Source organism: Rathayibacter sp. KR2-224 (assembly GCF_049446075.1).
Classification (GTDB): domain Bacteria; phylum Actinomycetota; class Actinomycetes; order Actinomycetales; family Microbacteriaceae; genus Humibacter.
The window spans coordinates 1746685-1771693 of sequence record NZ_JBMSEB010000001.1 but is presented as its reverse complement, the minus strand read 5'-3'; the positions used below and the strand labels follow the sequence as shown (position 1 = coordinate 1771693).

Sequence of the window (25009 nt, the reverse complement as noted above, 5' to 3'; positions counted from 1 at the left end):
GATCGTACTCGCCGTAGCGCCGCAGGCATCCGCCTTCACATGCGGGCAGGCGGTTTGCGCCAGAGGTCGCTTCAGGTCGCTTGACTTGCGTCTCGAGGTGGTCTAGCTTCGCGGTTGTGAAACTAGTTCCATAGCGAACTGATCGAGACTATGAGGAGTCCACACGTGCAACGAGGCACCGCAGTCGCCGCACCACGCAGCGCCGTCGTCGCGCCCCGCCGCCGCAAACCGACGAGCCGGGGCACAGCCGGGCTTCTGCTTCTCGCGTTGCCTGGCGTCATCTGGTTCGCCGTCTTCGCCTACGGGCCGATGGCCGGACTGGTCGTCGCCTTCAAGGACTTCAACGTCAGCGAGGGAATCTTCGGCAGCCCGTGGAACGGCCTGCAGAACTTCGCGTACTTCTTCTCCAGCGGGGATGCGCCAAGGATCGTCGTCAACACGATCTTCCTGAATGCGCTGTTCCTGGCCGCCTCGCTCGCCGCCGGTCTGCTGCTCGCTTTGATGCTGAACGAGATCAAGGGACACTTCACCCGTCGATTCGGGCAGTCGATCATCTTCTTCCCGTACTTCGTCTCGCCGATCGTGATCAGCATCATCCTGCAGGCGGTGCTTGCCGGGGTCGGCGGCCGTGGCGGCATGGTGAACAACCTTCTGAACGTGGTCGACCTCCCGCAGGTGAACTGGTACACGACGCCGGGCGCCTGGCCCTGGATTCTCACGATCGTCAAGGTGTGGCAGCTGGGCGGTTACACCTCGGTCATCTTCCTCGCCGCCATCACCTCGATCCCGGAAGAGATCTACGAGGCTGCCGCGATCGATGGCGCCAGCAGGGCGCGCATGGCGTTGTCGGTCACCACCCCGCTTCTGCTTCCCACGATGGGCATCCTCATCGTGCTCGGCGTCGGTCGCATTTTCTTCGGCGACTTCGCGACGATCTACGCGATCGTCGGCGATAACGGGACCCTCTTTCCGACCACCGATGTCATCGACACCTACGTGTTCCGTTCGCTGCGCACCGTCGGCGACTTCGGGACCACGGCGGCCATCGGTCTCTTTCAATCCGTCGTCGGCTTCGTGTTCGTCTCCGCCGCGGTGTTCGTACAGCGCCGCGTCGACAAGGAAAGCAGCATCCTGTGAGCCTCATCTCTTCCGGTCGCACCCAGACCATCACGGACATCGAGGCGGAGACCGTCTTCGACGAGGTCACCCCAGCCGTACCGGCAGCGCCGCGCCCGGCGCGCGCGAAGCTGGAGCCGTTCACCATCATCAGCTACGTCTGCGTGGCGATCTTCGGCCTGTTCTGTCTCGTGCCGCTCTGGATGATCGTTTCCGGCTCGTTCACGGACGAGTCGGTCCTTGCCGCCAACGGCTACAGCTTCTGGCCGGCCCCCTTCTCGCTCGCCGCGTACCAAATGCTGTTCACCGGACAGTCGTTGATCAACGGATACATCGCATCCCTTTTCATCACCGTCGTGGGAACGGCGCTGTCGCTGTCGTGTACGGCATCGCTCGCCTGGGTCATCGCGAGGAGGCTGCCACGCGTGAGTCGGGCACTCACGGTCTTCGCCTACATCCCCATGCTGTTCACCGGCGGCCTTGTACCGCTCTACCTGCTCGTGACGCAGGTGCTGAACCTCTCGAACAGCTGGTTCTCGGTAATCCTGCCCGTCATGCTGGCGCCGTTCCTGATCTTCGTGGCGGTGAGCTTCTTCCGGCAACTGCCGGAGGAGATCCTCGATTCGGCGCGCATTGACGGCGCAGGGGAACTGCGCGTCTTCTTCCAGATCGTCATCCCGCTCTCCAAACCGATTCTGGCCGTACTCGGCCTTTTCTATGCGGTGACGTATTGGAACGAGTGGTTCATGGCGTTGCTGTTCATCTCCGACCCTGACAAATTTCCGCTGCAACTGATCCTGCAGAACTTGATCTCGAACGTGACCAACGCTGCGACCTTGCCCGGCGCATCCGCGTCTCAGGCTGCTGCGCCGGTCTACCAGCTCCGGTTCGCGATGACCGTCATGACCATCGCCCCGATCCTCTTCGCCTATCCCTTCGCCCAGCGCTTCTTCGTCAAAGGGCTCACGCTCGGCGCGACGAAGGGCTGACTCCGCTCCACCCCTCACCCCCTCGCAGTCTGTTCACAAAGGAGTACACGGATATGTCCACGACAATCAGCCGTCGCGGGTTCCTCGCCATGGGCGGAGCCGCCGCGATCGGTCTCGGCTTGACGGGAACCCTCGCCGGATGCACGCCGTCAGGCTCGTCGAGCAGCGGAGCACTCTCAGGCAGCTCGATGGCGATTCTGCCCAGCACTGCACCCACAAACTGGAAGACCGTGCTGGCCAAGTTCAATGCGGGCCTAAAGAAGGAGCATGGCTTCGAGCTCGATGCGCAGTTCATCAACTGGACCAACTACGCGCAGCAGTCGCTGCTCAAATTCACCGCTGGTGCGAAGTTCGACACCGCGCTCCAGGCGCTCTGGCTGAACATGGCACAGCTGCAGCAGGACAAGTCGCTCATCGATCTCACCAAGGAGATCTCCAAGTGGCCGAACCTGTCGAAGCAGCTGGCACCCGAGTTGCTCTCCTCGAACAAATGGAGCGGACACCTCTGGGGCATCCCCCAGGTCAACAGCGCTGGCCGGGTGCAGCACTTCAGCATCCGTAAAGACCTCGCCGACAAGTACGGCTTTGACACCATTCAGGACTACGGCACGCTCGAGAAGTTCTTCTACTCCATCAAGCAGAAGGAGTCAGGCGTCACACCGTTCGCAGTGTCATCCAACGAGACCTTCGAACTTGCAATCGGGCCTCAAGGACCGGTCGGCCTCTTCGACCAGTCCGGCTGGGAGAACCCGACGAAGTACTTCAACACGCTCTTCGCAGGCTCCGGGCTCTACTTCAGCTTCGAAGAGAAGAAGCTCGCGGCCGGCTCAGCCGATCCGGTGCCGTTCTGGGAGAACGACCAGATCGTCGAAACGCTGCGTCGCATCCGCAAGTACTACCAAGACGGCATCATCAACGCCAACGGCCTCAACGCGGACAGCGCGACCACAACGGCTCAATTCGAGGCGGGCAAGTTCGCAGGCCAATGGGCCATCACGGACGGCACCGCCAGCAACGCGCTCGTCGCCCTGCGAAAGGCTGTGCCTTCGGCAGATCTCGAAGAGGTCCTTCCCTTCGGCGGCCCGCTGACCTCGGCCAAACCGCTTCAGACCTTCCAGGCCGACAACCTCGTCGTGGTCAACGCGAACGGCGGTGACGTCGACCGAGCGCTGGCGCTGCAGGACTACGTGTCGATCCAGGAGAATCACGACCTGCTCGAATACGGGATCAAAGGCACAGACTGGGAACCGGTCGACAACAACGGCGTCAAGCAGCTCAGCACGTACGCCTTCCCGGGCTTCGCCCTGCTGTGGCGCACCAAGCTCGAGCGGCGTTCGTCGTTCATGACCGACTCGGAGTCCAAGGTCTTCGACTGGGCCCAGGACTACAACAACTTCACCAAGGCCTCTCTCGCATCGTTCATCCCCGACGTCACGCCGGTGAAACAGGCCGCCGCCGCGATGAACAACGTCATCACTCAGTACGCGAACCCGCTCTACTACGGCGCCGTGGATGTCGACAGCCAGCTCGACCAGTTGAAGTCCGCTGCCGAGTCGGCGGGCCTGAGCAAGCTGCAGAACGAGATGCAGAAGCAGGTCAGCGCTTACCTCAAAGCCCAGAAGTAGTCCGATTCGGATTCTCGGCTCGGGCGGCCGACCGGCTCGCCGCCCGAGCCGGTCGGCCTCGCGCCCACGCGCGGTCGGTGAGATGCCGTGCGCCCGACGCGGTGGGGGAGCCGTGTTCGCGATTTTCCAGCACCACAACGAAGTGAACGGAGAAAGCATGAGCAACGAGATCAGCCGACGGAGCATCCTGACAGCCGCCGCAGCAACCGCGGGCATCGCCGCGACCAACGCCTTCATCTGGACGCCGGCCGCCGCACGTGCGGAACCCGTGACCGGTCTGCACGCCGTTGGCGGGAAGCCATCGCTCAACGAGCCACTCGACACCGTGGTCTTCGGCGACGCTGCATCGGAGCAGGCGCACGCGTTCAGCGCATCGCTCTCCGACGTGGTTGCCGGCGCGCTGTCTCAACCCGCCCGCGTCTTCAACCCTCAGGCGACCCCGGGCTGGTGGGGCGGATCCGCCGCCCTCACAGTCAAGGTCGACCCCACGCAGACGACCTATCTCACCGTGAAGTTGTGGGGAGGTGACGTCGCCGACAAAGCGGATGAATCGCACAACTGGCGGCTCCAGCTCTTCGTCGACGGCAAATCGGTCGGATGGTACGACGAGGGGCCGGTCGACAATCTCGATCAGCTGGGCACCGACCCCCGCCGCCCTGGGCGCTTCTTCTTCCATACCCTCCCGCTGCCCGAGAGATATACGAACGGCAAGACGAGTCTCGACATAGAGATCCGTTCCATGGGCCGCATTTGGGACTACGGCGGCACCGTCAGCACGTACTACTACAACCAGACGGAGCCGTCCCGGCCGGTCTACCGCGTCTACACGCACACCGATCCGTACTTCTCGCCTGCCCCCACGGATGTGTTGGGCACGGTGCCCGCGACGAAGGCTCGCCCGAACGAGGACGACGCCGCCATAGCGAAGCTCACCGCCTCGGTTCTCGCCGAGCACAACCGACTCATTTACGGCGGTGGCGCGTACGGCACAGACGCCTGGGGATTCAACATGCTCGCCGAGGCGTACACCTGGAAGGCCAGCCCCGGATACCAGAATCCAGACGCGCTCACCGCGATCTGCGCTGGGATCGACAGTCGATACAACGCGTGGAAAGCCGATCCCACCGTGCTCACCGGCTCCGACCAGCAATGGCAGGGCTTCGGTCGCGTCGGACTCGTGCTCTCCTACCTATGGGAGGACATCCAGGACGAGCTCGACAAGACCGTGACTACGGGGCCGACGACCGTCGCGAACCCCGGATTCGAGCTCGGCACCGCCGGCTGGAATACCGCCACGTGGCTGGGGTCCGGCACCGTCAGCACCGACACGACCGTCGCGCACAGCGGAAGCGCGTCGCTGAAAATCGTGGCCAACCCGAACGGCACCGCGGGCAGCGCCGTCGGCGTGACGATCGCCGGCCGCCCTCTGGTTGGCACCGGCACGTACTCCTTCGGCGTCTGGTGCAAGACCGACTCCGTCTCCGCGCCCGGCCCGTTTCTGGACATCCTCTTCTACAACGACGCCGGGCAGATCGTGAAGTCCGATCAGAAGTTCTATGGCCCGACGGGTACTCACGATTGGCAGCAGATCACCGCGGCATTACCCGTGCCGTCTGGGGCGACGAAGGTTCGCATCGACCTTCGGGTGCAGGGCACGGGCACGGCATGGTTCGACGACGTCTCGATGCGTCTCGTCACCGGCACACCGCCTGCGCCAGCCGGTTTGCCAGGTCGTCGTGCCGCCTACACCGACATGCTGCTTTCCAGCCGCGACTACTGGAAACAGAACATGCGCCACTACTCCAACCAGGCGCAGATCACGGCGATCGGCATCTACCAGGCCAACCGCGGGCTGTCTCTCATCTCCCCGAAGGATTCCTGGCCCGAGTCACGCGCCCGTGAATGGATCTACGAGAGCATCGGCCTGAAGCCGTGGTACGGCCCGGAACTGCCAGACGGCACCCGGACCAAGCCGCTCGGGACCGACTACTACGTGGTCACGCCGAAGGGCCTGACCCGCGAACTCGGATACGTGGGCAGCTACGGCGAGGTCACCGACTGGTTGGTGATGATGTACGAGTCCATCACTCGCGGTTTCGGGGCCGTTCCGGCTCCCGAGGTGCGTGCCCAGATGGTCAAGATGGTTCAGGCCCGCGGCTACTTCAGGCAATTCGATGCCGATGCCGACGGATACCGCGTCGCGAGGCTCGAGACCGTCGTGGGATGGCGCAACGAGCAGTACCCAGGTGTCATCGTCTACGCCTCGCGGACGGTCTGGGACTGCAGCCCGGTCATGGCCGCCGCCGCATTCGGAGACCCGAAGCTCACCGGGTGGACGCAGGAGATGTTCGACGATGGGCAGTTCGCTCCGCAGCTCGATCTGATGTTCACGAACACGAGCAACCGGGTGCAGTTGAACGCCACGCGGATGCTCGCCCGAGACCTGGATGCTTATCGCGCGCTTCCCGTATCCAGCGAGCGGATGCCGGTGGACTGGGACGCTCCGGACTTCGTCTTCACCGACGAGGTCGACGGCGTTCTGGCCGTGAAGAACGGGCAGGAGCTGTTCTTCGCTTCGCTGTACTGGAGGGCGCGACAGGGCGTGAACAGCTGGGGCCGCGTGCACCTGCTCAGCCCGTCGGCCGAACAGTCGGCGACGGTTCGGCAGAAGACCGGGGGCGCGCTCAGTTCGAGCACGTTCACTGTGCAGGATTGGGTGAACCAGGACTACACGATCAATGACAGCAACGGCGGCTCGAACTTCCCTCTCGGAGGCATAACGCCGCCAGGAGACACGGTGCACCAGGCCTACGCGGGCGAGGTACTTCCGCTGGCGATCATCCCGTCCGACGCCCACCCCGCACTGGGCTCCACGGAGCTCGGCGTCGAAGAGGCTCTCGTCGGCATCGCCCCCTACTACGAGCTTCGGTACGGCCGGTATCTGGTGGGCATGAACACCACCATCGACCAGATCTTCACTGTGAAAGTGACCGGTCTGGGGACCGCTCGTCTGTTGAGCACTCCGCCGCACGGATTCCACGGCAACACGGAGCACGTCGCGGTGGCAAGCGGAATCGCGGTCCCGCCCCAGAGCACCGTGGTGCTTTACCTCGACTAGCGGAAGGGATGCGGCGGGCGGGTTTTCGATGCCACGCCGACGCCAAGCACATCACAACGAAGTACCGCCAATTCTGCACTGGAGGAGAAAGACGAATGTTCGGGCTGAAGAAAGCGCGAGGAGGATGGGCCGCGTTCGCCGTGGCGGCAGCCGTGGTGGCGTCCGGCCTCGTGCCCACGCATGCCGCACTGGCGGATACGAATACGGCGCCGGCGGTGACGGATTCGGTCACGATAGCCAAGACCACGAGTCCTGCAGGGTTCGTGCATCCCGGCGTCGGCGTCGACGCTTCCAGTCTGGAAACCACGCGAACTGAACTGCTCGCCGGGGCTGAACCGTGGACGAGTTACTACCAGGGGATGCTCGCAACCAGCTACGCGAGCACCACTCTCGGTTCCGCCAATCAGGGATCCGGCGAAGGCATCCCTGCTGAAGCCGACTTCAACAGCGTCGACGAAAGCAACAAGCTCGGACAGGATTCCGAGGGCGCGTACACGCAGGCGATTCTCTACTACCTCACGGGGAACCCGGTCTACCGGGAGAACGCGTTGAAGATCGTGCGCATCTGGAGCCACATGAATCCGGGTGGATACAAGTTCTTTGCGGACGCCGAGATCAAGACCGGGCCCTTCGTGTACCGCATCATGGCCGCAGCCGAGCTGCTCCGATACACCTCGGCCGTGCCGAGCTCCGACGCGTATCCCCTGGAATGGACCGACCAGGACACAGCCGATTTCACGAACAATTTCGCCGTTCCCATGGTCGACACGATGGACTACGGCAACGCCTGGTACATGAATCAGGGAACGCTGCCGCTCGAGGGCGCCATGGCCAGTTACATCTTCACCGACAACCGCGCACGCTACGACCAGGCGGTCGAGTGGTTCACCGTGAACTCGACCGCACCCGAGCAGGATGTCAATGGCGCGCTCGCATCGATGTACCGACTGATCGACAAGAACGATCCGAACAACCCCTACGGGCACTCCTTCGTGAACCATCTGGAGATGGGGCGCGACCAGGCGCATGCGGCCGACGATGTGCTCACCCTGACAACTCTCGCGCGGTTAGTGAACACTCAGGGCACCAAGCTCGACCCGTCGGCAGGCACCGTCTCCACGAAGAAGAACGCCGTGGACCCATACCGGTTCTTAGGGAACCGGCTCCTCGCCGGCAGCAACGCATTCTTCGGCTTCATGGACGGCTACACGATCCCCTGGGTCGACATAACCCGACAGGGCGGCAAGCTCGCTCAGTCATACCGCGGGCGCTGGAGCAACTCGCTCAACGAGCTCTACCACGTCTACACCTACGACGAACATGTCGACGTTTCCAAGGTGGCGCCGTACGTCGCACAACAGTTCCAGCAGCGCGATGGAGCCCTCTTCTACAACTTCAACACCAACGAGGTCGGAACCAAGGTCGGCTCCGACGGACTGCAAAGCTTCTGGGGTGGAACGCTGACCGGCGACGACTACTGGCTCTCGATCCCTGCGGCGGCGAAGGGCGAAACGGTCCCGCAGCCCGACAAGAACGTGTCATTCGTGCAGAAGGCATCCATCATCAGCGGCGATGCGAAGTCCGTCGACGATAGCGGGAACAGGATCCTCCGCGCCCGGCTCGGCACCAAGGGCACGACCCTTGCCGTGCGCACCATGCAATACGGCAGCCTGACGGGCTACAGCCCCGTCGCGATCAGGGTGCGCACGAACTCAGTATCGACGTTGGAGGTGCGCAGCAGACCGGGCACGTCTCCCTATCAGACGATCACGATTCCGGACACGCACGGGCAGTGGCGGATGGTCACCTACGACATGGACACCTCCGTCGTGCCCGGCTGGAATTCCGGAAGCAACAACATCGTCTACTACACGTTCGCCGGGTCACATGGCGACCTCGACCTCGACTACGTCATCCCGAATGCCGCAGGGACCGTCACTCCACCCGTCTTCCCGCAGGGTGGCAACGCAACCCTCGTGGGAATCGCAGGCACGCCCATGAGTGTCGCCCTGGCCGCGGTGGATTCGAACTCGAACGACGCCGTCAGCTACAGCGCGTCGGCCGAACCCCGAGGAGTCACGGTCGACTCCGCGGACGGCACGCTTCGGTGGAGCCCCTCGAGGAACGATGTCGGCGATCATCAACTCGTCGTTCAGGCGGACGACGGCACCACGACGACAGCACTGAAGGTCGCTCTTCGGATCGGGAAGGACCGGACAGCGGCACTCGCGCTCGCACAGAGCGGCCACGACTCGACCGAGACATACACGACACCGACGAAAGCGGCCTTCGACGAGGCAGTCGCCGACGCAACGGCGGGGATGAGCTCCGACAGCGACGCGGAGTTCGCGGTCGCACTCTCGAGCATTCAGAAGGCTGTGGCCGGGCTTCGGCTACTCAATCCGCGGCTGCGTGACGGAACCCTGGACTACGCAAGTATCACCACGTCCACGCTGCCTTCGGGCACTGCGGGTTACCTCACCGACGACGACAACTACACGTTCCCCGGCGATCTCAGCGTCAACTCGTTCACCGTCGACTTCGGCGGAGGATACCGGGTGAAGAGCACCGCCTTTGAGCTGCAGGCTCGTCAGACCTTCGGCAACCGCTCCCAGGGCGCCAACGTGTACGGGTCGAATGACGACATCACGTGGACCAAGCTCACCACGAAGGAGACGACGAACACGAACGCCCTCGAGACCCTTCCGGTGGATCCGTCTCTGACAGACGAGGCATTCCGATTCTTCAAAGTGCAGGTCGACGATCCTGGTGCGCCGACGGATCCGAACTTCCCCGGCATCTTCGACCTCGCAGAGTTCCACATTCAGGGCGCGCGGCACGAGGCGGTCGACCGCATCGCCACCGCGTCGATCAGCTCCAACGACCCTGAACCGGGGATCGCCAGTAACGGCGACACGATCACCGTCGCCTTCACCAGCACGGAACCGATCCATGGAGTGAGCGGTTCCATTGCGGGCCAGACGGCTTCGATCGGGGGCTCCGGCACTTCGTGGACTGCAACGGCCGTACTTCCGAGCTCAATCGCCTCGGGCCAGCTGGCGGGCTTCGCCATCGGATACACCACGGCCGACGGAGAGAAGGCAGACCCCCTCGAGGTGACGAGCGACGGTACGAAACTGTTCCTGTCCGACTCCCAAGGGCTGATCAGCGACGTGCCGGGCATCTCCACGCCCGTGTCCCCGGCCGGAGATGTGGAGACCTCGAAGGTGCCGTTCGTAGCCAAGATGTTCGACGACAACGCGGCGACCTTCTCCGATGTCGGCCCGGTCAACGGTCAGTACTACATCACGCTCGACTTCGGAGACGGCGGTTCGGTCGCATTAGCTCGTGCCGAGGTCCTCGTGCGCCAAGACAACAACGGAACCAGTCGGGCCGGAGGGTTGAGCATCCAGGGGTCCAACGACCAGTCGACATGGACGACCATCACCAACAATGCCCACGGCACTTTGGACTGGCAGACCCTAGCCCTGCGGCCGGGCGGCTCGCCCGTGCCGTACCGCTACCTGAGGATCTCGAACAACAACTGGATCAACATCGCCGAACTCAGGCTCTTCGGGGCCCGAGTCGCGCCACCGGTGAGTTCCGTGGTCTCGGCGCACGCCAGCAGCACGGACGCCGAACCCGGTATCGCTGTCGCGGGAGACACAGTCACCGTTGACTTCACCACCTCGGAGACGATCACGAATGTCGATGCGAGCATCGACGGGTCCGACGCGATCGTCACAGGAAGCGGCACGTCCTGGCACGCCTTCCTGAAGGAGGATTCCGATGCAACCCCCGGCCGCAAGCTCGCGTTCCGCATCACCTACTCCGGGCCGAATGGTGAGCAGAGGCAAGCGCTGACACGGACCACTGACGCGTCCAGTGTGTTCCTGACATCGGACGTGGGGCTCATAGCCGACCCGCTGAGCACAATGACTCCGGTGACAGCGACAGGGCAGCCGGACACGGCCAACCTGAAGTACGTCAAGAACATGTTCGACGACAACGCGGCGACCTTCTCGGACATAGGACCCGTGAGCGGCCAGTACTACGAGACCATCGATGCGGGAGCGGGGCACAGCATCCGGCTTGACGGCGCCGAACTGCTTGTTCGGCAGGATGCCAACGGCACGAGTAGGGCGAGCGGAATGTACATCCAGGGTTCGAACGATCTCACGACCTGGACCCGTGTGACGAACAACGCGGTCGGCGCGCTCAGCTGGCAGAGCTGGGCACGACCCGACGGAACATCAGCCGTCAGTTATCGCTACCTGAGGATCACGAACAACAACTGGATCAACATCGCCGAGCTGAGGCTCTTCGGAAGCATCTCGTAAGGCGCGCGATGCGGGCGTCGAGTTCCGCTCATGCGGCTCCGGGCATGGACCCGGTCGGGTGTACGCCTCTTGGCAACAAGAGCGGACGAGTTCCGGCAATTCAGTTGCCGGCGCGGGCGACGAGAACTGCGACATCGGTCTTCGTCCGCAGCCCCAGTTTCATGCGGATCGTCGCCAGCGCCGACTTGACCGTCGTCTCGGAGACAAAGAACTGAGCCGCAAGCTCGGCATCGGATGCGCCGGTGACAGTGGCAAGAGCGTACTCGCGTTCCCGCTCCGTGAGCGTCGCGAGCTTGAGTTGAGCATCTCGTCGCAGCTGCGCCGTATGCGAGTCCTGCACCCATTCGGTCAGCTGCCGAGCGGTACGAGCGCTGAATGCGGCATCCCCGGCGGCTACGGCACGTACGGCATCGATGATGCGTCCAGGGTCGTCATGGATCCGATGGTAGGGAGTGGGCAGCCGATTTCTTCCCTCCGATGATGCGGATCCGAGATCGCGGACACCCTCCTTTCAGTCGGTCGATCCCGACCCTTCCGACGTTGGGCGCGCCGAGCTGTCCTGGTGATCTGGTCTCGGCCTGATCGGCTGCATGACTCGAACACATCTCACCGGATCGGAAAGACCAATGTTCACACGAACAGCTCGCACCACACTGCTCCTCTGCGCCGCGACCGTGGTTCTCTCGGCGACCCTCACCGGGTGCTCCGCAGGTACGACACCTGCCTCCTCCTCCTCGGGTAAGCCCGCGACCAAGGCCTCGACACCATCGGCGCCCGGGATGAATACTCCGGTGAAGGCCGGCGCTTTCGAATTCACGGTGCTGGACGTCAAGGATGCCGGCACAACGGCCGGCTCAGCGCCGCTGACGAAGACAGCTCAGGGCTCCTTCTTCCAGGTGGACCTGAAGGTCGCGAACGTGGGCAGCAGTTCGCAGATGTTCATCGCCGATGACCTGAAGCTGAAGGACGCATCCGGCAAGACGTTCAGTGCCGACGACGCGGCGACCCTCTACGCATCCGGAGACGCCAACACGTGGCTCGCGGCGATCAACCCCGGCAACGCCGTGCAGGGACCGGTGCTGTTCGACCTGCCCCCGGGCGCGAAGCCGACGACATTGCTCGTCAGCGACAACGCGTTTACGCCCGGCTCGCCGATCACGATCGGGTGAGGGCAGGAGGCCCGACGCCGCGGACGAGGCCCCCTTGATCGACCGTCGGGACTGCTGGCGCTCCTACCCCCAAAACGGGTCTGAGGGGCTCGCACGCCCTGATCCTGAGTGTTTGCTCAGTATCGTTTGCACGTTACACAGCAATGAGAGGAAGGCACCACATGAGCGACAATCCCGTACCCCCGCCGCCCGGCTTCTACGACGACGGGACAGGTCAGCAACGGTACTGGGACGGACAAAGATGGGCAGACACGCCCACGACGGCACCAGTTGCAGCTGCAGCAGTCGCCTCCGTCGAGCCCACGTATGGGACCCAATCGGCACAGCAGGCTGGTGAGTACTCATCAGGACAGGTTCCGGCAAATGGGACAGGGCAGACGACGACTCTCCCGCCGTCCACGCCCGCGAAGCAGGTGAACGTGCTCGGAATCGTCGCGCTCTGCGTCGCCGTCATCGGGTTCATCTTCGCCTGCATTCCGGGCGCCCTCATCGTTGGCTGGGTGGCGCTGCCTATCGCGTTTGTCCTTTCCATCGTCGCCCTCTTCCTCAAGGGCAAAGGCAAGGCTCTTGCACTCACTGGCCTCATCATTTCGATCGTGGGCACGATCGTGGGGTTCGTGGTCTTCTTCGCGGTTGTCGCCGGCGCGTTGGGTGGCACGGACTCGAGTGTGGCCGAGCCGAAGTCTTCCGGCGCTGCCAGCAGTAGCTCCAAGGCAGACGCAGGCTCGGGCAAAGTAGGCACGCGGAACAATCCGGCCCCGATCGGGTCGCAGATCACGGGCGGTGACTACAGCGTCACGGTGAACTCGGTGAACCTGAACGGTGCAGACGCCGTCACCCAGGCCAACCAGTTCAACGACCAGCCGGAGGCTGGATCGACGTATGCACTGATCAACCTCACTGTCACCTACAGCGGAAAGGACTCCGGAGACACATCACTTGTCGGTGTCTCCTACGTCACCTCGAAGGGCAACGTGATCAATACCTTCGACCACTTGGTCGTACCTCCAGATCCGAGCTTCAGCGGCCAGGAACTCTACGCAGGCGCAACTGTGACGGGCAACATTGTCATCCAGGTGCCAGTCGGAGATGACGGCCTGCTTCGCATCCGTCCGGGCGTGCTCAGCGACGAGATCTTCGTCAAGACCCACTGACACCTAGCGACCGGTACCTCGGCTTGCTCGACTGCGACGCAGGCGACTCCTCCTTGCAGGAGTTGCCTGCGTCGATCCTTGTCCGGGGAACTCGCGTCGACGGTGGGCATTGGCCCAGCGCCCGGCTTCCTCAGCTCCGCGAGCACGCGCCTCACCGGCCCCGGGCACAACTCGGTGCTGGTAGCGGACGACCGCTACCTGACCGCATTCCACGCCTGGAACGGGCAGCGCACGGCCAGACAGATGTATATCGGGACCGTCACGTTCGAGGAGTGATCCTCACCCTTCGTAGTACCCGGCGCGCTGCGTGCCCTCGTCGGCCACCCGCACACCGTATCGGTAGGCCAGCTCGCCGCCGAGGTATCCGGAGACCCCGACGACGATGAGCCCGATGATCGACAGAATGAAGCCGACCACCGAGGGGTCCGGGCCCTGCACGGCCCGGATGATGAAGCTCACGATGAACAGGATCAGCGCGATCGTGTTGAACGTGAGGTGCAGCAGTCCGGTCCGCTTCGCGCGTGTGCGCGACGGGATGCCCGACAGATCGATCAGCCCGAAGCATGCCGCGATCGCCGCGCCGATCACCCCGATGGCGATGAGCCACTGCGACGTGAGGGCGAACGCCCGAGGCTCCACGCCAGACAGGGCAACGATGTCGAAGACGACGCTCGCAAGCCACGTTCCGATGGGGATCGTCACGATCATCGGGTGGAACGGATGCCCGTAGGGCCCCGCGATCGCGGTGCGCGGGCGCTTGGCCTGCTCCTGCAGTCCGGTCGCCTCGTCACCGCGGGACATCGCCTCGCCATCCTCCGGTCTCGATTCCCTGACTCTCGATGAGCTTCTTGAAGTTCTCGAGGTCCTTGTTCACGGCGTGCTTGGCCATGCCCAACATGGATCCGGCCTTCTCGACGAGTCCCTGCGGTTCCCAGTCGAGCTGCACGGTCACCCTGCAACTCGCATCGCTCAGCTTGTGGAACGTGACAACACCGGCGTGCTCGGTCTCGCCGCCGATGCTGTTCCAGGCGACCCGTTCGTCCGGATGCTGTTCGGTGATCTCGGCATCGAACTCCCGCGTCACGCCGCCGACCGTCACCTTCCAACGGGTGTGCGTATCGTCGAGCTGGGTTATCGAGTCCACCTCGTCGAGGAAGTCGGGGAACGACTCGAACTGCGTCCACTGGTTGTACGCCGTCGTGACCGGCACGGAAACGTCGATGCTCTCGATGATCTGAGCCATATGCATCCTCCTTGTTGTCACTCGACAGCCAACGTGAGTCGCAGCATGCTGCAAAGGGGTTGCCAGGGCGAGCGGCAGGCGCCAGCATCCTTCTTTCGCCTCGTGGGCTCTCGGGCTCCAGGGCCGTCGCGGCGTGCCTCCCGCACGCCACGTCGGCGTGTTAGCGTCGGAGCGGCCCAGCCATGCCGTCTTGAGCATCAGGGCGGTGAGGAGCGAAGCCGATGTCACGTGTGCAGGGTGTGGCGTTCTTCGACGTCGACGAGACGCTCGTATCGGTGCGGACGCTCGAGTCGTTTCTGCTGCACTATCTGAGCCTCGTGCCCTCGATGATCTCCCAGGACGAGCTTCGCGATCTCGCGCAGCAGGTGGTGCGTCTCGACCGAAGCGAATTCAATCGCCTCTACTTCGGCATCTGGGCAGGCCAACCGGCCGCGCAGGTAGCCGAGGCGGGCCGGAGTTGGTACGCGCAGGCATCCTCGAAGCCCGGCTTCTATCGGCCGAATGTTCTGGAGTTGCTCCGAGAACACCAGCAGAGCGGCGACCACGTCGTGCTCGTCTCCGGCTCGTTCGTGGGCCCGCTGCGCCCGCTGGCCGACGATCTCGCCGTCGAAGACCTGTACTGCACGGGGCTCGAGGTCGTCGATGGCCGATATACCGGCACCATCAGCCGCCCGATGATCGGCGACGACAAGCGGCGCACGGTCGAGGCCTACCTCTCGGCGCTGGGCACCGACACGGAGAGCTGGGGCTACGGAGACCACTCAAGCGACCTGCCGCTCCTGGAGGGCGTCGACCACCCTGTCGTCGTGGGCTCCGACCCTTACATGCTCCAAGTGGCGCACGAGCGAGGGTGGCCCGTCATGGCCATCGACGCACCGTTGGCGCCGCGCGGGTCCTAGGCGCCGACGAATTCGCGTCTTAGCAACGGATAGGCTTTGGCGTGCCCCCGAACACGGTACGGTGGCCTTACTCAGATTCGACCATCAGGGACCCGTATGGCATCGATCTCCGCGGCACTCCGCGACCTCCTCGCCGACCACGACCTCCCCGTCGAGGAAGCGCTTACCCGCCATTTCACCGATTCATATCGGCAGAGCACGGACGGCGAGTGGATAGACCGCGGCGGCTTCGCGACGCAGGTCGAGCACCTGCGGTCCCTCATCAAGACGGTCGAGATCGAGGTGCTCGACGAGTTGGCGCGCGGATCCGCCTATGCCGAGCGGCACATCATCCGGCTGGTCGGGCGGGATGGCTCCATCACCACGCGTGAGGTGTACCTCTTCGCAGAGCTCGCCGCCGACGGCAGGTTCGATTCGCTGCAGGAGACGTTCCGCCCGATCACCGCCTCCTGAGGCAAGCGCGGCGCCAGCGCCGAGGGCGAGTCGTAGGTTCGCAGTTTCTGTGGGGCAGGTTCAGTTCTCGCGCACTCCGCGCAGCAGATGAGCGACCCACGCCTGCAGCTCGCGCGGGCGGAAGGGCTTCGTCATGAAGAAGTCGGCACCCGACCGGATGCTCTCTTCCTCATCGTGCTTGGAGGTGAGCGCCGTGAGTACGACTATGCAGGCGTTGCTCATGGCACGGATGCGGCGGATCGTCTCGTAGCCGTCGATGCCAGGCATCCTGATGTCCACGGTGATGACGAAGGGATGCACCGCACGCACGGCTGCGATGCCCTCGAGTCCGTTCGACGACACGGTCGCGTGAAGGCCGGCACGCTCCAGCACCGCCCTGATGAGGTTTCGGATCTCGACATCGTCTTCGATGACGACGGCGTTCCGCTGCGCGTTCGGGCTCACCTCGGCCCGACGGAGTCATCGGCCCGATGCTCCGGGTGAGTCGGCCGCGTCCGCGGCACGAGCAGGCTGCCCATGCGTTCGCCCCTTGTCCGTCCTTGGGTCCGCGCTTAATCTAGACGCGCGTCTGGACGGTTGCAAATTGAGCGACTTTTGGCTAAAACCGCCTGGACTGCTCGCGCAACCGCGAGATGAGATGCCCGGCGTCCGACACACCGAGGCTGGGAAGCAGGAGCAGCCAGTAGCGCTCGACCCGGTCGTCGATGTCTGCGGCACGAGTCAGGCGATACGCGACCTGCTGCAGACCGGTGAACGCCGCGACCAGAACCTCGGCGACGCCCGCGCGATCAAGCCCATCCGGCAGTTTCGCCGCAGACCCTGCCTCCTCGAGGAACTCGAGCGTGAGGGTGTTCCATCCCACGAACGGCGTCGGCAGGTCCACTTCGTGCAAGCCGGCGTCGTGCTGCAGACGGATGCCCGCGCGCACGAGAACATCATCGCGGAATCTGCCGCCCACGATGAAGGAGAGGAGCACCATCGCTTCGAGCCCCGAGTAGCCTTCGCGGCGCACCCGTTCGACGACGTCGCCCCAGTGCTGGTATTGGAGCACCACAACCTCGCGAGCGATGGATGCCTTCGACGAGAAGTGATAGCTCATCGCACCCTTGGTGCGCCCCAAGCGCGCAGCGATGCCGGACAGGGATGCTGCGGCGTAGCCCACCTCGTCGAACTCGGCAGCCGCGGCATGCACGATCTCATCCCGTCGCGCTACGGCTCGCGCTTGTGCCATCGGTCTCAGCCTATGCCCCCCAAGTGCGGCGCGTAGCGGAAACCATTGATCTCCCGCGCCGTTCGGCCGGTCTCATCGCCGCCGCACGGTTGCTACGCTTCGGTCCATGGGAACGATCGTGGGGGAGTGCGCGGTCGTCATCGAGGACGATGACGGTATCCGCGAACTGATCGGCACCGTGCTGGAGCAGATGGGTCTGGAAGTCATCGCCGTCTCGAACGGCGTCGACGGTGTTGTGCAAGTTGCCGAGCGTCGTCCGGTGCTTGTGACGGTGGACGTGAGCATGCCCGGCATGGACGGGTTCGAGACTGCGAAGCGCATCCGCGCGCTCAGCAGTGCGTACATCATGATGGTGACGGCTCGGGACGAGGAGATCGACGCTCTGCAGGGCCTTGGGGTGGGAGCCGACGACTACGTGCTCAAGCCATTCCGTCCACGTGAGCTGCGCGCTCGAGCGGAGGCCATGCTGCGTCGCCCGCGCACCATGGAGATTCCGATACCGGGGGGCCATGCGGCCGACTCGGGTTCTCACGGCCGTCAGGACATCGCGGCAATTCCCGATCCTCCCGACACGTCGGTCGGCGGACGCCTCGAGCACAACGGAGTGGTGCTCGATCCGGATGCGCACATCGTCGAACGCGACGGCGTCGAGCTCGTGCTCACGCGAAGCGAGTTCGAAATCCTCGAAGCGCTGCTCCGATCCGGCCGCAACGTGCGCAGCAAGGACGACCTGGCGCGCCTGCTTCGAGGCGATGGCTACGTGGCCAATCCCTACGTCGGCGATGCTGACCGGCGGGGCGTCGAGGTGCACGTCGGCAACCTGCGCAAGAAACTCGGCGACAACGCCAACTCGCCGTATCTCATCGAGACCGTGCGCGGCGTCGGCTACCGACTCGCCGCTCCTCGCGATTGAGTCCTGCACGGTATCACCTTTGTCAATCCCCCACTAGGGGGTGATCCAATTGCGCGCGTTGTGTGGAGAACTACAGCCAGGACGGATACTCTGTAGTTCTCCACACTGCGATCGTTACAGACGCGCCGTGTGCCGACGAGCCACATTCGGGTTGAGGCACGTTTCGGACCGGGGGAGAGGGGGCGTCTTCATTCGGGTTGAAGGCGCCCCCACAATTCTTCGTTCGCGGGAACTTTGCCAGTCTGTCGCACCTCTCTACGCATTGAACGCAACGGCTGCTCAAGACTCCCTCAGGACAGTGGGCTTTCGCATGTCACACTTGAGGTGACGCTACGGCGCGGCACGGTGGATCACAGGCTGCTGTACCGGCCGCCAGGGTCTGGGGTCGGGGAGATAGGTCCCCGCCCGCGCCCGGAGGGGGAGCGCGATGTCTGGATGGTCAGTGGCTATGGATCCGTTCGGCCGCCAGCAGCATGTCGTGCATGCGCCGCACGTGATCGTGGTCGCGCAGACGGCAGCGGGTGAGGCTGCAGCCCGCGCGGCATTGGGTGCCGCAGGCATCCGCTCGTCCGTTGCCACAGTGCGACGGCATGCAGTGGACGCCGAGAACGACGCAGTGCTGATCGTCGCGGAATCGCCTGGCGACCTGGACCACGATGACGTGGCCGCCATCGACCGCGACTATGTGCTTCTCGACCAGGTACCGCGTGAACTCGCCGTGCGAGTCGGCCTGCTGAGGGAGCGGGCGCTGAAGCGACGTACACGGCTTGCCGCGGCCGAGTCCCTCAGAACCCAGACGATGCAACTCACCTGGGCGATACACACCGCCGAGACACTCCCTGACCTTGCCGCGGCCGCGACCGACGGCATCCGACGCATCTTCGGGGCGAAAGAGGTTGCGGTTCTGGTTCCTGCCGATCCGGCAGACGGATCGACGCTGCCGGTCTGCTGGACATCGCCTGGCGGTGAATCGGGTGAACTGGTCGAGCCGTTGACGACCCTCGCCTCGCAGTATGCGCAGGCCGGGCTCGAGCCGCCGCGTACGGGGCCGGTGGTGAAGCCGATCGTCGATCTGTCGCCTGAGCAGGATCGCGACGTCGCGACGGCGTTGTTCGATCGCGACACGCGGAGCGTCGTGCTCGTGCCCATCGGCTTCGACGACTCCGCCACAGGTGCGCTCCTCGTCGCGGACGGCGCGTCGCCCGCGCGTCGCACCGCATTCGAACGCTCGCTCTTCGCCTACATCGGAGTGCAGGTGGGCCGTGCGACATCGGAGCTTTGGCTGCGCGACAGGCAGCAGCAGGCTGAAATCGAGTTGCAGAAGACTTCGGCCGAGCTGAAGCGGCTCCTCGACGAGATGGGTGATCTCAGCGTCGTCATCCGCTCCATTGCGGACGCGGTGAACGTCGGCGTGCTGTTCTACGACAACGAGAACAAGCCGGTGCTGCACAACCGAATGGTCGAGCGCCTGCTCGGACTGACGGGTTTCGATCCGGCGACCGGCCTCAGCCACCATGTGTATGCATCCGACCGGCGCACCCGAGTCAAGCAGGACAAGAACATCATCTCCGAGACGCTTGAAGGCGACCAGAGGGGGCTCATCTACTGGGTGGGTGACCCGGAGGGCGAACAGCGGGCCATCGTCACCGAGGCACATGCGATCGCGCGCCCGAACGGCGAGCGGCTCGGCTCGGCCATCGTCACCTACGACGTAACCGACCTAGCCAACGCCATCGAGATTCGAGAGGAATACCTCGCGACCGTTTCGCACGAGCTGCGAACGCCGCTGACCTCCATCGTCGGCTACCTCGACCTCATCGATGACGGCTTCGATGTGGATGCACTCGGGTTCGGCAAGGAATTCAGGACGATCCAACGCAGCGCAACGCAGATGCTCGCCCTGATCCGAGACCTGCTCAGCACGAGCACGCGGGAGCTGGCGCTGCGCATCGAGCCCGTCGACGTGTCGGGACTCCTGACGCAATCGGTGACCACGTTCCGACCGACGCTGGATGCCGCGCACCAGGTTCTGCAGCTCGAGGTGCCTTCGGGCACGGTGCTCGCCCATCTCGACGCCGCCAGGATCAAGCAGGTCGTCGACAACCTGATCTCCAACGCCGCGAAATACACGCCAGAGGGAGGAACCATCGCGGTACGGCTTGAGAATGAAGACGACAGCATCGTGATCGCCGTGTGCGACAACGGCCGCGGCATCAGCAAGTCCGACCAGTCGCGACTCTTCGACAGGTTCTTCAGAACGCGCGACGCCCGTGAGGCCGCGATCCAGGGCGTCGGGATCGGGCTGACGATCGTGAAGACGATCGTGGATGCTCACGGCGGCACTGTCAAGGTGGACAGCGAGCCGGGGCTCGGCTCGACTTTCACGGTGCGTCTGCCCGCCAGGGCGGTGTCGACGCCGCTGACGACGTTGCCCATGCATCCGTGAGCCGCTAGGGCCTGATTGGGGGACACGAATCCGCGTCCGTGAGCGCCGGCCGGCCGCTAGTGTTGGAGCACATCGCGCGGCCGTACCCGAAGCGGTCAGATGGTTGAACCGGCCGAGCCTGTCGGTCGGTTCGCCGTTTTCAGCGCGAACTCGACAAGCTAAGGGTGCATCCGTTGCCTCTCATTGACAGCAGTGCCGCTCACCGCTCCACTCGATCGGAAACGCTCGTTTGGGCGATCGAGCAAGTAACCGAGCAGACCTGGTCTGCCGAGATCGAGATCCCGCGCAGCCATTGGCTGTGCCATCCCGTGCCCTCGCGCATTCCCGTGACGCTGCTGGCCGAGGCGTTCCGGCAGGCAGGGCTGGCGATCTGCGTGGCCGGCCTCGGAATGGGCCACTCGGTGCAGTTCGTCGTCTCCACGATGACGTTGCAAGTTGAGACCGACAACCTCTACTTCCCGCGCTTTGGGGCATTCGAGGGCAAGCTCGAGGTGACGTTCGCCGACATCCGCTATCGCAAAGACCTGCCGTTCATTCTCGAGGTCGACTACCGGCTGCCTGGCGTGGCATCCGGGCACGTCGGGGCGCGTGTGCTCAGCGACAGTGAGTACCGCGCGATCAGGCGGCATGCCGAGCGGCTGGGTGATGACATCCGGGATGCCGGCGCGGCACTCATCGATACGATCGAACGCGACAGCGACCACTTGCGTGCGCGGCTGAGGGTGGACGAGGCCGACCCGTTCTTCTTCGACCACGCAGTCGACCACCTGCCCGGCATGCTTCTGCTCCACGCCTCGGCGCTAGTGCACGAAGATGCCTTCAGCGCGCCTCCGCGCTTCCTCACCGTGTCGTTCCCCGGCTTCGGCGAACTGCGCGCTGAGACGATCGTCGAAGCCGACTTCACCTCGCACGGCGTGCATGCTGCCTTCGCGCAGTCGGGTAGGGCCATCGCGACGGCGATCACCGACACCGACAGCTACGACGAATCCCCCATCGGTCGGATCGACTAGGGAGCGGTCTCCTGGCGCAACGCGCCGGACGGCCGGACCCGCCCCAACGGTGCTCTGCAGGGTGGGGCGGGTCCGCCGCCGAACCGCGACCTTCGAACGAAGGGGTGTTCGCCAGGCCGGGCGATCGCTTCGGGGTGGCTCTCGCCCGCATCGGGTTGCGGCGCACTGCGAAACGCAGCCCCCCGATCGTCTCAGACCGACCAGCGGAGACGCCGCGGGAAATCCTCAGGTTTCGCCAAATTCTGCCCGGCCCTCGATACGCTGCTCGCCTGGGTTCCGTCCGAGTACGGCCGGTCAGGCCGCTGGGCCGGACGTGGACTCCCGCACGACGAGTTCGGTCGACATCTCCCACCGCGGAACTGCGCCACCCGCCGCCGTTCCCCTTCCGATCAGCTCCAGAAGCATCCGCACGGCCGTTGCCCCCATCTCCGCGCTCGGCTGCCTGATGGTGGTGAGCGAGGGCCTGGCCCACTCTGCTTCTGGCACGTCGTCGAATCCGACCACGCTCACATCGGCTGGGATGCTCCTGCTGGCAGCCTTCAGGGCGTCGTAGACCCCGAGAGCCATGATGTCCGAGCATGCGAAGATCGCGGTGAGCCCCGGATCGCGCTCGAGCAACTCGTGGGTCTGACGCGCGGCAAGCCCGCGGTCCCAGTCCGCGTACCCGACGCGTACGGCTGAACCGTCCGATGCGGCCGCATCCACTGCGGAGCGAAAGCCGTCGATCCTGGCCCTGCTGTAGACGTGCGCCTTTGCCCCTGCGATGACGCCGAGGCGCCGATGCCCGAGGGAGGTCAGATGCTCGGCGGCGAGGCGCCCGCCGTCCCAGTTCGCCACGCCCACGCTTGCCACCTCGACCGCCGGCTTGGTCATGGGATCGATCAGCACGACCGGGATGTGTGCGGCGGCAAGTGCCTGCACCTGGCTGGACGTCGGGTCGACCAGCACAACGACGGCTCCGGCGGACGGGCGCCGCAGCAACCGCGATACCCAGTCGGCCCCGTTGCGCACCAGCGTGATCACGACGTCGAGGTCGGCTTCGGACGCCACGCGTTCCACCCCGGTGAGTACGCTGTTCGCCCACGAGCCCTCGACATGGTTCACGACGAGGTCGATCATGCCTGGCCGGCTCTCGCTGGCCGGGGGGACGACAGGCGATGCGGATGCCCGGCGCGTGTAGCCGACGCTGCGCACGGCATCCATCACCCTCAAACGCGTGGCCGGCGAGACGTCGGTGCCGCCCCGCAGCACCTTGGAGACCGTGGGGATGCTCGTGCCCGCGACCTCGGCGACCATCGACAGCGTCGCGCGCTGCGGCGGCCGGTTACTCGCGCCATCCGTCATGAGCACGAGCATATCGAGGACGAGAGTTTGCGCAAACGCCTTAGCCACCATCCCGGTTGCAATCGGGAAAATTGGCTGTCAAGATATGGCCGACAGCTGAACAAATGACGGTACTTTGCGCAAAGCACGTCCGTTCTCCACGTTCAACGACGAGCGCCGACGCAGGATCGGCTTAGCGGAGGAAATTCGATGAACAGCTCACCCAGTGCTGCAGCTCTCTCGCGGCGTGGCTTCATGGCCGTCACAGGCGGCGTGGCCGCTGCGACGCTTCTTGCCGCATGCTCCTCGACCGGGGCCGGCGGCAAACCGATCAAGTTCTGGAACATGCCATGGGGCAACGTGAAGTTCGCTCCGCTGGACAAGAAGATCACGCTTGGCTACAAGCCAAGTGGCTCGCTGCCGGCGGCCACTTATCAGTCCGTGCAATGGGCCAACTTCACGACGACGTTCGCATCGGCCGTGGCATCTGGAACGGGTCCGGCCGTCAGCAGCGGCAGTGGAACGCAGGCCTTCCAGTTCTCCAAGCAGCACCACATCGCGTATGCCGACGGACTGCTGGACTCGTGGAAGAAGAACGGGCTGTATGACGACTTCCTCCCCGGCCTCATCGACACGATGAAGACCCCTGAGGGTTATGTCGCAGTTCCCTACAACCTCGACATGCGGGTGCTCTGGTACCGCAAGTCGCTTCTGGACCAGGCGGGAGTCGAGCCGCCCACCGACTGGCAGTCCTACCTGAACGCGTGCGAGGCGCTGAAGAAGAACGGCGTATACGGCTTCGGCATCTCGTCGGGAGCGCAGGGCAACGGCTTCCAGATCCTCGTCGCGCTGCTGATCAACAACGGCGGCGGCCTCTTCGACGCGGAGCAGAAGCCGAACTGCGTGACGCAGCAGAACATCGAGGCGCTCGACTTCGTGGTGGAGATGGTCAAGAAGGGGTACATGGACCCAGGCAGCACCGGCTACTCGACCAACAACGCGTATTCGCAGTGGAAGGCGGGGCGCTTCGCCATGGGCTTCGAGGCGCCGGGCCTCGCCTCCCAGGTGGGCGGGGACGCCGGCCCCGACATGTATGTCGGCGACCCGCTCGTATCGGCGAGCGGCAAGAAGGGCACGCTCTCGTTCCCGAACAACATCATGATGTACACCAACACCCCGTCGCAGAAGGGGTCGGAGGCGTTCCTCACCTACTACTACAAGAACATGGCGCCGCTGTGGACTCAGGGGACCGGTCCCGGGCTGCCCGTGCTCAAGTCGATCGCCCAGACCAAGGAGTTCCAGGCGGACAAGAACGCCGCGAAAATGATCTCGGTATGGCAACCGGTCTGCAAGACGTGGGCCGCTCCTGGTGGTGCCGCGCTCTTCTCGAACGTCACCCTGGTCGACAGCACTCCTGCCATGACGAACTTCGCGCAGAGCGTGCTGGCTTTGAAGGCGACGCCGAAGGATGCTTTGACCACGTTGCAGAACACGCTCACGTCGCAACTGAAGTAGGAGTGCCGGCGTCGCACATGGTTGCCGGTGGCGTAGCTACGGCGTGATGCGCCTGAGCAGCTCGGGCACCTGCTTCAGGAGCTCGAGCTGCTCGTCGTCGAGACGCTCCGTTATCGCGCGCGCGAGCAGATCCCTGCGCAGATCCCGGCCGTGTTCGAGTGCCGCGTGCCCCGCCTCCGTGAGCGAGATGACGTACCCGCGACCGTCCGACGGGTTCGGCGAGCGAGACACGTAACCGGTCGACTCCAACTCGGCCACCGCTCTGCTCATGCCCTGGTGGCGCACGCCTCGTCGTGCTGCGAGCTGGGCTATCGTCTGCGCGCCCTCCGCGTCGAGCTGCGCCAGTGCCTCGGCGTGCACGCGGGGCAGGCCTGAGCTCTGCGCGCGCGTGGCACGTACGAGCCTGCTGATCGCGAGGCGCAGGTCTTCAGCGAGCGCGCGGGCATCCGATTCGGCCATCTGAGA

Annotated in this window: 21 protein-coding genes; 14 read left to right on the top strand and 7 right to left on the bottom strand. The window is 64.5% G+C overall.

Annotated elements, in window-relative coordinates:
• Positions 1–165: 165 nt before the first annotated feature.
• The 5 genes from ACO2Q7_RS08005 to ACO2Q7_RS07985 all read left to right on the top strand — a co-directional run bounded on the left by ACO2Q7_RS08005 (position 166) and on the right by ACO2Q7_RS07985 (position 11188).
• The gene (locus ACO2Q7_RS08005; RefSeq protein WP_423355076.1) at positions 166–1137 is read left to right on the top strand and encodes an ABC transporter permease subunit; all 972 of its coding nucleotides are present in this window, start codon (positions 166–168) and stop codon (positions 1135–1137) included.
• Entirely contained in the window at positions 1134–2105 is a 972-nt protein-coding gene (locus ACO2Q7_RS08000) for a carbohydrate ABC transporter permease (protein ID WP_423355075.1), read from the top strand. Before ACO2Q7_RS08005 ends, ACO2Q7_RS08000 begins: the two co-directional genes overlap by 4 nt.
• A gap of 53 nt (positions 2106–2158) precedes the next feature.
• Positions 2159–3730 (top strand): DUF3502 domain-containing protein, encoded by a 1572-nt coding sequence (locus tag ACO2Q7_RS07995; RefSeq protein WP_423355074.1) that lies wholly within the window; start codon positions 2159–2161, stop codon positions 3728–3730.
• A gap of 157 nt (positions 3731–3887) precedes the next feature.
• Positions 3888–6848, top strand: a complete 2961-nt coding sequence (locus ACO2Q7_RS07990; protein ID WP_423355073.1) for a hypothetical protein — start codon at positions 3888–3890, stop codon at positions 6846–6848.
• Positions 6849–6943: 95 nt separating this feature from the next.
• Positions 6944–11188 carry a putative Ig domain-containing protein gene (locus ACO2Q7_RS07985; RefSeq protein ID WP_423355072.1) on the top strand — a complete coding sequence of 1415 codons (4245 nt, stop codon included), beginning with the start codon at positions 6944–6946 and terminating at the stop codon, positions 11186–11188.
• A 100-nt stretch (positions 11189–11288) separates the two neighbouring features.
• Here the strand turns inward: ACO2Q7_RS07985 and ACO2Q7_RS07980 are convergent, their stop codons facing one another.
• Positions 11289–11528, bottom strand: a complete 240-nt coding sequence (locus ACO2Q7_RS07980) for a response regulator transcription factor (protein WP_423355071.1) — start codon at positions 11526–11528, stop codon at positions 11289–11291.
• 286 nt (positions 11529–11814) lie between these two features.
• On the opposite strand from ACO2Q7_RS07980, the gene ACO2Q7_RS07975 reads away from it, so the two are divergent.
• The 3 genes from ACO2Q7_RS07975 to ACO2Q7_RS07965 all read left to right on the top strand — a co-directional run bounded on the left by ACO2Q7_RS07975 (position 11815) and on the right by ACO2Q7_RS07965 (position 13787).
• Positions 11815–12357, top strand: a complete 543-nt coding sequence (locus tag ACO2Q7_RS07975) for a DUF4352 domain-containing protein (RefSeq protein WP_423355070.1) — start codon at positions 11815–11817, stop codon at positions 12355–12357.
• Positions 12358–12518: 161 nt separating this feature from the next.
• Complete coding sequence (locus tag ACO2Q7_RS07970; protein WP_423355069.1) at positions 12519–13511, top strand: DUF4352 domain-containing protein; 993 nt, start codon at positions 12519–12521, stop codon at positions 13509–13511.
• Positions 13512–13589: 78 nt separating this feature from the next.
• Positions 13590–13787 carry a hypothetical protein gene (locus ACO2Q7_RS07965; RefSeq protein WP_423355068.1) on the top strand — a complete coding sequence of 66 codons (198 nt, stop codon included), beginning with the start codon at positions 13590–13592 and terminating at the stop codon, positions 13785–13787.
• 3 nt (positions 13788–13790) lie between these two features.
• On the opposite strand, the gene ACO2Q7_RS07960 is transcribed toward ACO2Q7_RS07965, so the two are convergent.
• Positions 13791–14312, bottom strand: a complete 522-nt coding sequence (locus ACO2Q7_RS07960) for a DUF2231 domain-containing protein (protein ID WP_423355067.1) — start codon at positions 14310–14312, stop codon at positions 13791–13793.
• Positions 14299–14754: an SRPBCC family protein gene (locus ACO2Q7_RS07955; RefSeq protein ID WP_423355066.1), complete on the bottom strand. Its 456-nt coding sequence runs from the start codon at positions 14752–14754 to the stop codon at positions 14299–14301. Before ACO2Q7_RS07955 ends, ACO2Q7_RS07960 begins: the two co-directional genes overlap by 14 nt.
• Positions 14755–14975: 221 nt before the next feature.
• Here ACO2Q7_RS07955 and ACO2Q7_RS07950 point away from each other — a divergent pair, with 221 nt between their 5' ends.
• Together ACO2Q7_RS07950 and ACO2Q7_RS07945 are read left to right on the top strand one after the other, a co-directional pair.
• Positions 14976–15653, top strand: coding sequence for an HAD family hydrolase (locus tag ACO2Q7_RS07950; protein ID WP_423355065.1), 678 nt, complete (start codon positions 14976–14978; stop codon positions 15651–15653).
• A gap of 96 nt (positions 15654–15749) precedes the next feature.
• On the top strand, positions 15750–16106 hold the full coding sequence (locus ACO2Q7_RS07945; protein WP_423355064.1) for a hypothetical protein: 357 nt from the start codon (positions 15750–15752) through the stop codon (positions 16104–16106).
• A 60-nt stretch (positions 16107–16166) separates the two neighbouring features.
• On the opposite strand, the gene ACO2Q7_RS07940 is transcribed toward ACO2Q7_RS07945, so the two are convergent.
• On the bottom strand, positions 16167–16550 hold the full coding sequence (locus ACO2Q7_RS07940; RefSeq protein WP_423355063.1) for a response regulator: 384 nt from the start codon (positions 16548–16550) through the stop codon (positions 16167–16169).
• Between the two features lie 154 nt (positions 16551–16704).
• On the bottom strand, positions 16705–17337 hold the full coding sequence (locus ACO2Q7_RS07935) for a ScbR family autoregulator-binding transcription factor (protein WP_423355062.1): 633 nt from the start codon (positions 17335–17337) through the stop codon (positions 16705–16707).
• 106 nt (positions 17338–17443) lie between these two features.
• Here ACO2Q7_RS07935 and ACO2Q7_RS07930 point away from each other — a divergent pair, with 106 nt between their 5' ends.
• The 3 genes from ACO2Q7_RS07930 to ACO2Q7_RS07920 all read left to right on the top strand — a co-directional run bounded on the left by ACO2Q7_RS07930 (position 17444) and on the right by ACO2Q7_RS07920 (position 21706).
• Positions 17444–18250, top strand: coding sequence for a response regulator transcription factor (locus ACO2Q7_RS07930; protein ID WP_423355061.1), 807 nt, complete (start codon positions 17444–17446; stop codon positions 18248–18250).
• A 427-nt stretch (positions 18251–18677) separates the two neighbouring features.
• Complete coding sequence (locus ACO2Q7_RS07925) at positions 18678–20696, top strand: sensor histidine kinase (RefSeq protein WP_423355060.1); 2019 nt, start codon at positions 18678–18680, stop codon at positions 20694–20696.
• A 173-nt stretch (positions 20697–20869) separates the two neighbouring features.
• Positions 20870–21706, top strand: a complete 837-nt coding sequence (locus ACO2Q7_RS07920) for an AfsA-related hotdog domain-containing protein (protein ID WP_423355059.1) — start codon at positions 20870–20872, stop codon at positions 21704–21706.
• A gap of 294 nt (positions 21707–22000) precedes the next feature.
• On the opposite strand, the gene ACO2Q7_RS07915 is transcribed toward ACO2Q7_RS07920, so the two are convergent.
• Entirely contained in the window at positions 22001–23050 is a 1050-nt protein-coding gene (locus tag ACO2Q7_RS07915; RefSeq protein ID WP_423355058.1) for a LacI family DNA-binding transcriptional regulator, read from the bottom strand.
• Between the two features lie 189 nt (positions 23051–23239).
• Between ACO2Q7_RS07915 and ACO2Q7_RS07910 the strand changes: the two genes are divergently transcribed.
• Positions 23240–24544 carry an ABC transporter substrate-binding protein gene (locus ACO2Q7_RS07910; protein ID WP_423355057.1) on the top strand — a complete coding sequence of 435 codons (1305 nt, stop codon included), beginning with the start codon at positions 23240–23242 and terminating at the stop codon, positions 24542–24544.
• A 36-nt stretch (positions 24545–24580) separates the two neighbouring features.
• Here the strand turns inward: ACO2Q7_RS07910 and ACO2Q7_RS07905 are convergent, their stop codons facing one another.
• On the bottom strand, positions 24581–25003 hold the full coding sequence (locus ACO2Q7_RS07905; protein ID WP_423355056.1) for a MarR family winged helix-turn-helix transcriptional regulator: 423 nt from the start codon (positions 25001–25003) through the stop codon (positions 24581–24583).
• Positions 25004–25009: the final 6 nt, after the last annotated feature.

Excerpts from the sequence above, each read along its gene's own strand:
- ACO2Q7_RS07990 (WP_423355073.1), top strand. The coding sequence starts at position 3,888 with ATGAGCAACGAGATCAGCCGACGGAGCATCCTGACAGCCGCCGCAGCA.
- ACO2Q7_RS07985 (WP_423355072.1), top strand. The coding sequence starts at position 6,944 with ATGTTCGGGCTGAAGAAAGCGCGAGGAGGATGGGCCGCGTTCGCCGTG.
- ACO2Q7_RS07950 (WP_423355065.1), top strand. The coding sequence starts at position 14,976 with ATGTCACGTGTGCAGGGTGTGGCGTTCTTCGACGTCGACGAGACGCTC.
- ACO2Q7_RS07975 (WP_423355070.1), top strand. The coding sequence starts at position 11,815 with ATGTTCACACGAACAGCTCGCACCACACTGCTCCTCTGCGCCGCGACC.
- ACO2Q7_RS07930 (WP_423355061.1), top strand. The coding sequence starts at position 17,444 with ATGGGAACGATCGTGGGGGAGTGCGCGGTCGTCATCGAGGACGATGAC.
- ACO2Q7_RS07995 (WP_423355074.1), top strand. The coding sequence starts at position 2,159 with ATGTCCACGACAATCAGCCGTCGCGGGTTCCTCGCCATGGGCGGAGCC.
- ACO2Q7_RS07915 (WP_423355058.1), bottom strand. The coding sequence starts at position 23,050 with ATGACGGATGGCGCGAGTAACCGGCCGCCGCAGCGCGCGACGCTGTCG.
- ACO2Q7_RS07905 (WP_423355056.1), bottom strand. The coding sequence starts at position 25,003 with ATGGCCGAATCGGATGCCCGCGCGCTCGCTGAAGACCTGCGCCTCGCG.
- ACO2Q7_RS07960 (WP_423355067.1), bottom strand. The coding sequence starts at position 14,312 with ATGTCCCGCGGTGACGAGGCGACCGGACTGCAGGAGCAGGCCAAGCGC.
- ACO2Q7_RS07970 (WP_423355069.1), top strand. The coding sequence starts at position 12,519 with ATGAGCGACAATCCCGTACCCCCGCCGCCCGGCTTCTACGACGACGGG.
- ACO2Q7_RS07935 (WP_423355062.1), bottom strand. The coding sequence starts at position 17,337 with ATGGCACAAGCGCGAGCCGTAGCGCGACGGGATGAGATCGTGCATGCC.
- ACO2Q7_RS07910 (WP_423355057.1), top strand. The coding sequence starts at position 23,240 with ATGAACAGCTCACCCAGTGCTGCAGCTCTCTCGCGGCGTGGCTTCATG.
- ACO2Q7_RS07955 (WP_423355066.1), bottom strand. The coding sequence starts at position 14,754 with ATGGCTCAGATCATCGAGAGCATCGACGTTTCCGTGCCGGTCACGACG.
- ACO2Q7_RS07925 (WP_423355060.1), top strand. The coding sequence starts at position 18,678 with ATGTCTGGATGGTCAGTGGCTATGGATCCGTTCGGCCGCCAGCAGCAT.
- ACO2Q7_RS07945 (WP_423355064.1), top strand. The coding sequence starts at position 15,750 with ATGGCATCGATCTCCGCGGCACTCCGCGACCTCCTCGCCGACCACGAC.